Source organism: Bacteroides ovatus (assembly GCF_001314995.1).
Classification (GTDB): domain Bacteria; phylum Bacteroidota; class Bacteroidia; order Bacteroidales; family Bacteroidaceae; genus Bacteroides; species Bacteroides ovatus.
Window position 1 is genome coordinate 5,089,030 of sequence record NZ_CP012938.1, and the last position, 12,326, is coordinate 5,101,355.

6 protein-coding genes are annotated in these 12,326 nt (G+C 42.3%); 5 read left to right on the forward strand and 1 reads right to left on the reverse strand.

Translation table 11 applies throughout. The features are described from left to right. Nucleotides 1–78: 78 nt before the first annotated feature. The gene (locus Bovatus_RS19175) at nt 79–4,185 is read left to right on the forward strand and encodes a hybrid sensor histidine kinase/response regulator transcription factor (RefSeq protein WP_004299929.1); all 4,107 of its coding nucleotides are present in this window, start codon (nt 79–81) and stop codon (nt 4,183–4,185) included. A 687-nt stretch (nt 4,186–4,872) separates the two neighbouring features. On the opposite strand, the gene Bovatus_RS19180 is transcribed toward Bovatus_RS19175, so the two are convergent. Continuing rightward, entirely contained in the window at nt 4,873–6,246 is a 1,374-nt protein-coding gene (locus Bovatus_RS19180) for a sigma-54-dependent transcriptional regulator (protein ID WP_004299930.1), read from the reverse strand. A gap of 87 nt (nt 6,247–6,333) precedes the next feature. Here Bovatus_RS19180 and Bovatus_RS19185 point away from each other — a divergent pair, with 87 nt between their 5' ends. The 4 genes from Bovatus_RS19185 to Bovatus_RS19200 all read left to right on the forward strand — a co-directional run bounded on the left by Bovatus_RS19185 (nt 6,334) and on the right by Bovatus_RS19200 (nt 12,234). Continuing rightward, nucleotides 6,334–7,173, forward strand: a complete 840-nt coding sequence (locus Bovatus_RS19185) for a peptidylprolyl isomerase (RefSeq protein ID WP_004299931.1) — start codon at nt 6,334–6,336, stop codon at nt 7,171–7,173. A 5-nt stretch (nt 7,174–7,178) separates the two neighbouring features. Beyond that, a complete protein-coding gene (locus Bovatus_RS19190) occupies nt 7,179–8,417 on the forward strand; it encodes a M16 family metallopeptidase (protein WP_004299932.1) in 1,239 nt (412 codons plus the stop codon). A gap of 84 nt (nt 8,418–8,501) precedes the next feature. Next, on the forward strand, nt 8,502–9,860 hold the full coding sequence (locus Bovatus_RS19195) for an MATE family efflux transporter (protein WP_004299933.1): 1,359 nt from the start codon (nt 8,502–8,504) through the stop codon (nt 9,858–9,860). 40 nt (nt 9,861–9,900) lie between these two features. After that, a complete protein-coding gene (locus Bovatus_RS19200) occupies nt 9,901–12,234 on the forward strand; it encodes an ATP-binding response regulator (protein ID WP_004299934.1) in 2,334 nt (777 codons plus the stop codon). Nucleotides 12,235–12,326: the final 92 nt, after the last annotated feature.

Below are 12,326 nucleotides of genomic sequence, written 5' to 3' on the forward strand. Positions count from 1 at the left end.
ATTCATTTGCCATTTTCTTATTGCTTTCTTTGTATGTTTTAGCTTTATTTCGTTTATTTGCTTTAAATTGATTCTAAAATGAGGAGCTTAAATCTAATCATAATCATATTGTTTATCAGTAGTTATCCTTTGACTTCTGCTTATGCATTCTTTGATAAGGATATTCATCTGCTGACAATGCAGGACGGACTGGTAGACAATACGGTTACTTGTATATATAAGGATGAAGACGGATTTATGTGGTTCGGAACGAATAATGGTTTAAGTCGGTACGATGGCAAGGCGATTAAGAATTTCAGCCCTTTGGAGACATCCATTCCGGTGGAGGAAATAGTGAAATTGTCCGGAGATTATCTTGGAATTGTTGCAGGAAGCCGGCTTTATTGTTTCAATAGAAAACAGGAATGCTTCATCCCTGCAGTTTTGGAACAAAAGACAGAAGGAGTGTCGGCATTGCGTTTATTGCCGGTGGACGATACTTCTTTTTGGGCTATATCCGGAGATAAATTGCAGTTGTATCAATGGGAAGAACATGCGCTTCAGTCGGAGTATCCGGGTTCGCTTCATATAAAACTTCAAAAGGAATTTAAGTTATTATCTGAAAAGGGAGAATCCTTCTCCGCTATTTGTTCTGATGAAGGGGGAGGATTATGTCTGGCAACCAATTCCGGCTATTTATTACTCTTTCATCCTGATAATCCCCAGTCGTATAGTAAAGTTTTGTTGGAAGCGGAAAAGCCTGTAAGAGTGACATCTATATTATGTAAAGATGAAATTGTTTGGATATCCACCATTTCCCGGGGAATCATTCGTTATCACAAACAGAATCGTCGGATCGACCGTCTTTCGTATGACGCAACTGCAAAAGAGAACCAGCTTTCCCATACCGATGTTTATCAGGTCATACCGATCGATAACAACCGCTATCTGGCGGTGACCTGGAGTGGATATACCTTATTGATGCCGGATAAGGAGCATCCGCAGAAACTGACTACTGAGATTTATAATAATACAGCCTCACAAGTTCAGCAAAATCTGGAAACCCGTATGATTTCAGCATATTATGACCCGAACGGAGTTCTGTGGATTGGGACAAACGGAGGCGGAGTGATGTGTTCGGACTTGCGGTCGCAGTTTTATAGCCGTTTCTATCAGGACAGGCATAATGAAATTTGCAGTATAACGATGGACAATGATTGCTTTGTATGGCTGGCTACTTATCATAAAGGCATTATGCGAAGCATGGAACCTTATGAAACGGGTAAGCGGCTACAGTTTTCCACAGTATATTCTGCTGCGGGAGATGCGGATGAAACAGTATTGTGCTCTTTGAAAGATGCGAAAGGTAATTTGTGGTTTGGAAATAAAAACGGTGAATTGGTTGCTTATGATGTAAAGTCCCGCCAGTTCAGTGTTTATACTTTAATTATAGATGGCAACGTCAGTACTTCATGGGTTTGGGCATTGTATATGGATGCGCATGGATTCCTTTGGATCGGTACGGAACAGGGGCTTTTGCTTTTTGAACCTAAAAAGGGAGTTTGTAGGCGTCTGCCGGTTGAACAGAAATTGAATAGCAAGGAAAAGCTAGTTGTACGGGCTATTGTTCAGGCGGAGGACGGGGCTATTTGGTTGGGTACGAGTAATAAAGGAGTATGTAAGGTTACGGTTTCCGCATCCGGTGATATTTCTGCGAAGATTGGTTATGAATCTAAAAAGAATGTCGAATCCCGGTCTGTACGTTCATTGTTAGTTTCTTCGGATGGAAACTTGTATATAGGCTATATGGATGGCTTTGCTATTCTTTCTCCCCGGCAGGATTCAATTCGTGAGTTATATACCACGGCCGATGGCTTGTGCAGTAACTTTATAGGTTGTATAACGGAAGATGGCAAGGGGCATATCTGGCTCGGAAGCAACTCGGGGATTTCCCGTTATAGCCGTCATCAGCATCTTTTTTATAATTATTATATTGCCGGTAGTAACCGTTCAGTTTTGTTTGCTAATAATACGTTGTTCTTCGGGAATAATCAGAGTATGACTTACTTTAATCCGGATGACGTGGATGCTTATCCTGTCAATGAACGGGTATTGGTAACGGGACTGGAGGTTGACAACCGTCCCGTAGAAATAGGGAAAAAGATAAATAATCAGATCATACTCAACGAGGGTGTCTCTTTTATCAATAAAATTGTATTGGATAATGACAACCGCGACTTTTCCCTGACTTTCAACAACCTGTCTTACTCTAAGGAACAGCAGAAGTATAACTACCGGCTTTTGCCCTATCAGGAGAACTGGCTGATATCCGATGATGGAGAAAAGGCTTCGTACACTAACCTGCCTGAGGGAGATTATATATTTGAAGTAAAAAACATCTATCCGGACGGACAGACAGGCGCGGTAACTGCTTTGAAGATAAAGATACTCCCTCATTGGAGCCGTACAACGCTTTTCCGGCTGTTTATCCTACTTGTGGTAATTGGAACGGTGGCTTATCTTGTTCGGTTGGTAAGGGTGCGGCAGCGGCGTCTGGAACGTGAAATGCAGATGAAACATGAATTGCTGACAGTCAATCTGGAACGTGAGAAAGAGCGTCAGATGCGTATGGAACGTGAGAACTTTTTTACGGGCGTTGCCCACGAACTGCGTACTCCGCTGACTTTGATTCTTGCTCCATTGCAGGAGTTGATGAAGCAGTGTAATCCTTTGGAAACCTTTTATAAGAAACTCCAAGTGATGTATAAGAATGCCTCTTCATTACATACCCTGATAGACCATCTGCTGTATGTACAGAAAATAGAGGCCGGGATGGTAAAACTTCAATTGTCCGAAGCCGATTTGGTAGAAGTGATAAAGAGCGTGTCGGAACCATTCCGGCAAATGGCGGAGATCAGAGGCTTGCGTTTTGAAGTTAGTTTGCCTGAAAGAAAGCTCCTGTATTGGATAGATAGAGTCAAAATAGTTTCGGCCATACAGAATCTTCTTTCTAACTCATTTAAATATACATCTCCGGGAGGCAGTATCTTGCTGTCTGTTTCTCATACCCGGAAAGACGGTCAAGGTTATTGCCAGATAGCCGTTTCTGATACGGGAATAGGGATTCCGGTGGATTTGCAGAAACATGTGTTCGAATCATTCATTACAGGAGAAAATGTGCCGGAGATGTCGACAAAGATAGGGATCGGATTGCATATCGTGAAAAATACAATGGATTTGCATCACGGCTTGGTGACTTTGGAAAGTATGCCGGGTGAAGGAAGTACATTTGTTTTATATATTCCTGACGGGAAAGAACATTTTGCAAAAGATGCATACGAAATGGTTGATTGCCAACAGGAGTATACGGCGCAAAATAATGAACCGGAACCATTTCCGTTGAAACCGGAAAACAGCACACAGGAAACGGCTGCTAAAAAGAGTCTGCTGATTGTAGAGGATAATGAAGATGTTCGCGAATACATTCGGAGCTTGTTTATTTCCAAGTATACGGTATATGAAGCCGGCAATGGTGAGGAAGGTGTGCGCATGGCGAAAGAAAAGCTTCCCGATTTGATTATTTCCGATGTGATGATGCCCGTAAAAGACGGTTTTACTTGTTGCAGGGAGATTCGTACACAGCAGGAAACGGCACATATTCCTTTTTTAATGCTGACTGCTAAAGCAGAGGATGTGGATGTTCTGCAAGGTTCGCGTAGCGGGGCGGATGATTATATGATGAAGCCTTTTAATCCTGAAATCCTGAAAGCGAAAGTCGACAACCTGATTTTGCAACGTGAACAGTTGAAGAGGATTTATACCAAAGCTTTGATGCTGAAACAGAAATCTGAAGAGGGGGAACAGGAAGACGCCTTTTTGTTGCAACTTATCCATGCTATAGAGACGAATATTCCTAATGAAAACTTCAATGTCAAAATGCTGGCCGATCAACTGAACATGAGCCAGCCTACACTATACCGTAAAGTAAAACAGCGTAGTGACTTGTCTGTGATAGACATGATTCGGAGTATTCGTATCAGTAAAGCCGCTTCGTTGATTTTGGAAAACCGGTACTCGATTCAGGAGATTACGGAGATGGTCGGTTATTCGGATAGCCGTACGCTTCGCAAGCATTTTACAGAACACTTCGGGGTGTCGCCTTCTAAATATATGGGACCTCCTACGAGGTTTCCATTTAGCTCGTAACGGTACGGATTTAAATTAAATACTACATAGTGAAAAAATATCTATCATAAGTATCATTCATTTTAATAATCATTTTATTATCAGAAGAATAACTATGATAGATACCTTTTAAAAAAGGTATCTATCATAGTTTTATTGCAAAAAACAGCTATCTATCATGCCTATACTTTGTCTATTTTAGTGTAGTATTAGGTGAGATTACCCATTTAAAGGCATAAGAATGCACGTTTTATAGGATGACAACCTGTATTTGACAGCTTAATAATCTATTGGGAGCGGTAATGTTTCTATAGCCCACGTATGCAGGCTGTACAGCCCGCATACGTAGGCTGTATGGTTTACAAGCGTGGGCTGTACAGCCTGCATACGTGGGCTATAAACTTATCACCGTTAAAGTTGGATTATCAAGCCACGATCATCGGATTTATACAGGTTCATTGCAATAAAAACAAGCTATCTTATGCATATAGGACTTTTATTCGGCTATTTTGTTGATGATAGATAACCTGTTTTTGCTGGTAAAAGCATGATAGATAGCTTTTTAAAAAGGTATCTATCATTCTTATTCTTTTGATAATGAAATGATTATTAAAATGAATGATACTTATGATAGATGTTTTTTCACTATGTAGTATTTAATTTAAATCCGTACAGAAAGAAACTAAGTAATTGTAGAGTTATAACTTGTTATAGGTCTATATTATATAATTTCAGTTTATTATATAATGTCTTCCGGTCAATGTTCAGTAATTGTGCCGCTTTGCTCTTGTTATTTCCGGTTTGGCGTAGTGCCTCCAAAATATGTTCTTTTTCGGTTTCTTCGTTGCGTAGTGCAATACTGGTACTATTTGATGCAGGAGTTTCTAAAAGCTCGGTTCCCAATTCCAATAAAGTAATGAAACTGCTTTGTGCCAATAAAGTCGCTCTTTTGACGATGTTCTTCATTTGGCGCAAATTCCCCGGCCAATGATAACTCAATAAAGCCTGTGATGCTTTCGCGTCAAAACCAATCAGGTGTTTATCCAGTTCTTTGTTTGCTTGATCGAGGAAGAAATTGGCAAAGAGTAGAATGTCCTCTTTCCGCTCTTTCAAATCAGGCATCCGCAGAGTAAACTCATTGATACGATGATAAAGGTCTTCACGGAAAGTGCCTTTCTCAATACCCTGTTCCAGATTCTCATTGGTGGCAGACACCAGACGAATATCTACCGATATTTCCTGTGTAGAACCTACCGGACGTATTTTTCTCTCTTGCAAGGCACGAAGCAGTTGTATCTGCACTTCATAACTAAGGTTTCCGATCTCATCCAGAAAGATAGTACCACCGTTGGCTGCAACGAAAGCACCCGTTTTATCAGTCAGAGCACCTGTAAACGAACCTTTCACATGACCGAAAAACTCCGAAGCAGCCAGTTCTTTGGGGATAGAACCACAATCTACGGCAATAAACGGTTTATCGTTTCGTTTGCTAAGTTGATGAATACGGTGCGCCACATACTCTTTTCCTGTTCCGCTGGAACCGTTGATAAGTACGGACATATTGGTCGGAGCTACCAGACCTACATAATTGTAGAGCTGTTTGGCTGCATCACTTTCTCCTTCCAGATAAGCACGATGATTTTCTGTTGAATCTTTAGATGAAGTAGAAGCACCTTTTTTAGAAGAAGATTTAGCAACGTTATGAGTAGCAGGACTCTTTTCAGACTGCAGACATTCAGAAATTTTCTTCAGTAATTCTTCCGGATTTACCGGTTTGGCTATATAATCACGTGCTCCCAGTTTCATTGCCTGTACGGCGGATTGTATATCCGCATAGCCAGTCATGATGATTAAAGGAATGTCCATGCCTTGTTCATTCATCCATTTCAGCAGATCGATACCTTCGTGGTCGGGTAGTCGCAGGTCTGATAAAATCAGATCGACGTTTTGGCTTTCGATATGTTTTCGGGCGCGGGCAATATTACTCACTGATGATACTTCAAAGCCCTTTTTGCCTAGCCAGGTTTTTAGCATCATTCCAAAAGTGATATCATCTTCAACGATCAATATGGAGCTCATCATGTCAGGTTTTGATTCTTTTAAGTCACAAAGGTAAGAGGATTTAGGCGAAAGTGGTATATTTGCAAACTTAAATTAAATAAAAGTGTTATGAAAAAGATTCTATTGATAGTATTAACCATATCGTTTTGCGGACTTACTGCCTGCAAAACCGGAACAAAAAAAGGAGGAGACATGGATAAAGAAACGTTGGTAAAGATTGAAACAACTTTAGGAGACATTGAGGTGAAACTATACAATGAGACACCGAAACATCGTGATAATTTTATCAAACTGGTGAAGGACGGAGTTTATGAAGGTACACTGTTTCACCGTGTTATCAAAGATTTTATGATTCAGGCCGGTGACCCGGACTCAAAAAATGCGCCGAAAGGAAAAATGCTGGGTACCGGAGACGTAGGTTATACCGTTCCCGCTGAATTTGTATATCCTAAATATTTCCATAAAAAAGGTGCCCTGTCCGCTGCCCGTCAGGGAGATAACGTGAACCCGAAGAAAGAATCTTCCGGTTGCCAGTTCTATATAGTGACAGGTAAAGTGTATAACGACTCTACCTTGCTGGGTATGGAAAGCCAGATGAATGAGAATAAGATAAATGTTATTTTCAATACACTGGCACAGAAACACATGAAGGAAATCTATAAGATGCGGAAAGCAAATGATGAAAACGGTCTTTATGATTTGCAGGAAAAACTGTTTGCGCAGGCACAGGAAATGGCAGCCAAACAACCGGAATTTCATTTCACTCCGGAACAGATTGAAGCCTATACAACGGTGGGAGGAACTCCGCATCTGGATGGCGAATATACTGTGTTCGGCGAAGTAGTGAAAGGAATGGATATTGTGGATAAGATCCAGCAGGTGAAAACCGACCGTAGCGACCGTCCCGAAGAGGATGTAAAGATAACAAAGGTGACAATACTTGACTGAATCGTATGAAAATCAACAGGCATATTCTTGATAATGGGTTACGTCTGGTACATTCGCAGGACGAAAGTACACAGATGGTTGCCCTTAATATATTATATAATGTGGGAGCTCGCGACGAAGATCCCGAGCATACTGGTTTTGCCCATCTGTTCGAACATCTGATGTTCGGAGGGTCGGTGAATATTCCCGATTATGACATGCCGCTTCAACTGGCGGGTGGAGAGAATAATGCCTGGACGAATAATGATATAACCAATTACTACCTCACTGTACCTCGTCAGAACGTAGAAACCGGCTTTTGGCTGGAATCTGACCGGATGTTGAGTCTTGATTTTAGCGAACGGAGTCTGGAGGTACAGCGGGGAGTAGTAATGGAAGAATTCAAACAGCGATGTTTGAATCAGCCTTATGGGGATATCGGACATCTTTTGCGTCCTCTGGCTTATCAGACGCATCCTTATCAATGGCCTACTATCGGAAAAGAGTTGTCGCATATTGCCAATGCTACGCTGGAAGAAGTGAAGGCATTCTTTTTCCGTTTTTATGCTCCTAATAATGCTATATTAGCTGTAACCGGCAATATCTCTTTCGAAGAAGCGGTTGCTTTGACGGAAAAATGGTTCGGCTCTATTCCTCGTCGGGAAGTTCCTCAACGGAACCTGCCACAAGAACAGGAACAGACGGAAGAACGGCGGCTGACGGTAGAGAGAAATGTTCCTCTCGATTCTTTATTTATGGCATACCACATGCCTGCCCATTGCCATCCGGATTATTATGCATTTGATATTTTGTCGGATGTGTTGAGCAACGGACGTTCCAGCCGGTTGAACCAGCGTTTGGTACAACAGAAACAATTATTTTCGAGTATAGATGCTTATATTTCCGGCAGTGTAGATGCGGGGTTATTCCATATTAGTGGTAAACCTTCGGCAGGTGTCACCCTGGAACAGGCGGAAGCGGCAGTGCGGGAAGAACTGGAACTGTTGCAGCAAGAATTGGTTGACGAACAGGAACTGGAAAAAGTGAAGAACAAATTTGAGTCCACCCAGATATTCGGCAACATCAATTATTTGAATGTGGCAACCAACCTGGCTTGGTACGAATTGCTTGGCCGGGCGGAGGACATGGAAAAAGAGGTCGATCGTTATCGGTCTGTCACGGCTGAACAATTGCGGGCGGTAGCTCAATCTGCTTTCCGTAAGGAGAACGGAGTAATACTATATTATAAGAAACAACAAAATTAAATTCTCCCTTTTTATAATCTATCAGTGAAAGGGGAAAGTCCCTTTGCCTGAAAATGGAGATACGTTTAGGTAACGGAAAAGTAAATGAGACATATTTATAGTACATATAAAGAGCATTATAAAGCACTAATTTTTCTCGGACTGCCGATTGTGATCGGTCAAATAGGAGTAATCGTTCTTGGATTTGCGGATACGTTAATGATCGGGCATCATAGTACGATTGAGCTGGGAGCAGCTTCCTTCGTCAATAATGTGTTCAATCTGGCGATTATTTTCAGTACGGGTTTTTCGTATGGGCTGACTCCCATTGTGGGAGGTTTGTATGGAACCCGCCAGTATGCCCCTGCGGGACAGGCTTTACGCAACAGTTTGCTGGCAAACCTGATGGTTGCATTGCTGCTGACTGTCTGTATGACTGTTCTTTATCTAAATATAGAACGTCTCGGACAGCCGGAAGAATTGATTCCCCTGATTAAACCGTATTACCTTGTTTTGCTCGCTTCACTAGTGTTTGTCATGCTTTTCAATGGATTCAAGCAGTTTACAGACGGAATTACGGATACAAAAACCGCTATGTGGATATTGCTTGGTGGAAATGTCTTGAATATCATAGGAAACTATATCCTGATTTATGGAAAGCTCGGATTGCCCGAGTTAGGTCTGTTGGGAGCAGGTGTCAGCACGCTGTTCTCGCGTATCGTGATGGTGATTATATTTATCATCATCTTTATGCGTAGTCCGCGTTTTGTCCGCTATAAGATTGGCTTTTTCCGTTTGGGATGGTCACGAGCTGTATTTGGACGCTTGAATGGACTTGGATGGCCGGTTGCTTTTCAAATGGGAATGGAGACAGCCTCTTTTAGTCTAAGTGCGATCATGATCGGTTGGCTGGGTACTATCGCTCTGGCTTCTCATCAGGTTATGCTGGCTATTTCGCAGTTTACATTTATGATGTATTACGGTATGGGTGCTGCTGTGGCTGTTCGTGTCAGTAACTTCAAAGGTCAGAATGACATCATCAATGTACGTCGTTCTGCCTATGCAGGTTTTCATCTGATGATGACATTGGGCGTTGTGCTTTCTTTGATTGTCTTCCTTTGCCGGAATTACTTGGGAGGCTGGTTTACCGACAGTCAGGAAGTGGCTGCTATGGTGACCTCTCTAATCTTCCCTTTCCTCGTTTACCAGTTTGGCGACGGACTGCAGATTACTTTCGCCAACGCTTTGCGTGGAATTTCAGATGTAAAACTAATGATGGTGATTGCCTTTGTCGCCTATTTCATTATTTCTCTTCCTGTAGGTTATTTCTGCGGCTTTGTCATGGGATGGGGAGTAGTAGGTGTCTGGATGGCATTTCCTTTTGGTTTGACGAGCGCAGGATTGATGCTTTGGTGGCGTTTTCATCACATGACGAAACTCCCCGAACCTCACCCCAAAACCTGATGCTAAATACTTGATAATTAAAACTTAATACTTAACCCCAATGGCTTCCTTCCGTTTTACAAAGTTGAAAATAACCGCCGGTTACACTTTGTTGCTGGCGATCCTCCTTTTCTCGCTGGTGTTTGTACATCGTGAGATGGAAGCATTGTCGGCCGCCGACGATCAACAGAATTTAAGAACAGACAGTTTATTGACCCTTCTCCATGAGAAAGATCAAAACACGATTCAGATGTTGCGGGTGCTAAGTGAGGCAAACGACAGCCTTCTCTCTGCTTCGGAAATCGAAGAAATCATATCCGAACAGGATTCTGTGATTACCCAGCAACGGGTACAACATCGGGTCATCACCAAACGTGACTCGTTAATCACTACTCCTAAAAAGAAGGGATTCTTCAAACGACTCGCCGAAGTGTTTTCCCCTTCTAAACAAGACAGTGCCGTATTAGTAAATACATCGTTGGAAGTAGCCACTGATACCATTCTCCAACCGACCACTTCTAAAGATTCTCTTCAGCAGAAAATCCGCATGGCTACCGAAGAAAAACGGTTGCAACGGAGGAAAACAATCCGACGTACCAGTACAAAGTACCAGCGGATGAATACGCAGTTGACGGCACGGATGGATAGCTTGATTAAACAGTATGAGGAAGAAATGACCTTGCGTGCCCGTCAGGATGCCGAACTTCAGCAGGAAGTGAGGATGCGGTCGGCACGTATCATCGGCGGTATCGCGGTTGGTGCCGTACTATTATCGGCTTTTTTCCTGATATTGATTATGCGGGATATTTCCCGTAGCAACCGTTACCGCCAGCAATTGGAGGTGGCGAATAAACGGGCGGAAGATTTGCTGATCGCCCGTGAAAAATTAATGCTTGCCATTACCCATGATTTTAAAGCTCCGTTAGGCTCAATTATGGGATATACCGAACTTCTGTCCCGATTGACAGAAGATGAACGGCAACGATTCTACCTCGACAATATGAAAAGCTCTTCAGAACATTTATTGAAGTTAGTTAGTGACTTGCTTGATTTCCACCGGCTTGATCTCAATAAAGCGGAAGTGAATCGCGTAACCTTTAACCCTTCCCAGCTATTTGATGAAATTTATGTCAGTTTCGAACCTTTGACCGCTGCCAAAGGTTTAGCCTTGCAATGTCACGTTGTCCCGGAACTGAATGGAAGATATATCAGTGATCCTTTGCGACTCCGGCAAATTGTGAATAACCTTTTGTCCAATGCCGTAAAATTTACTCAAAAAGGCGAGATCAGTCTGACAGCCGGTTATGATTCTTCAAAGTTAACCATTGCCATAGCCGATACAGGAAAAGGAATGGCGTTAGAAGATCGTGAACGCATTTTCCAGGAGTTTACACGTCTTTCCGGTGCACAGGGGGAAGAAGGATTCGGGCTTGGATTGTCTATTGTGAAGAAGCTGGTTACCTTACTTGAGGGAACAATTGACGTGCAAAGCACATTAGGAAAAGGGAGCTGTTTTACTGTAACTTTACCTCTTTATCCGGTAGGTAAATCCATTGCGGAAAGCGAATCTCCGGAAAATGAATCTTCGGAGGACGAAAGTCCATACGCTCCCAAACAGTCGGTTGCCATTCCTCCCATGAAAGTCATTCGTGTGCTTTTGATTGATGACGATAAGATTCAGCTGAATCTGACTGCTGCCATGTTGAAACAGCATGGTATTGATGCCGTATGTTGTGAACAGCTGGAACAGCTGATTGAACAACTTCGCTCTTCCGTCTTCGATGTATTGCTGACAGATATACAAATGCCTGCCATTAACGGGTTTGAGCTGGTAAAACTATTACGGGCTTCTAATATACCACAAGCAAAAACAATCCCTGTTATTGCTGTGACTGCCCGTAGTGAAATGGATAAAGCCGCTTTACATGAACATGGTTTTGCCGGTTGTTTGCATAAACCGTTTACAGTAAAGGAATTGTTGCTAACAGTAAATGAAGGTCAACTTTCGGCCGATGAAGCGCATATAACAGAAGATATGGGAACTGTCGGGATCAACTTTTCTGCACTGACTGCTTATTCTGAAGATGATCCGGAAGCAGCATACTCCATCATTCACACTTTTATTGAAGAGACAGGCAAGAATGTCGAACGGATGCAACAAGCATTGAATGAAAAAGAAGTGGACGGGATAGCTGCCATGGCGCATAAACTTCTCCCTCTTTTCACAATGATCGGAGCGGAGGAAACTATCGCCCCGTTAAAATGGTTGGAGGCTTGTCGTGGAGAAGAATTTTCGGAAAAAATAGAAGAAACAACATTCAATACATTAGAAGCTGTCCGTAAAATAATTAGTGAAGCGGAGCATTATTTGGAGGTAATGAAGAATACCCAATAAGCCGTTTTCTTCTACTCCTTGGCTACTATCTGTATCTTTCTTACTATTACCCAAACCTTTTTTCAAAATAATTTGTTTACTTTGTGTCACCT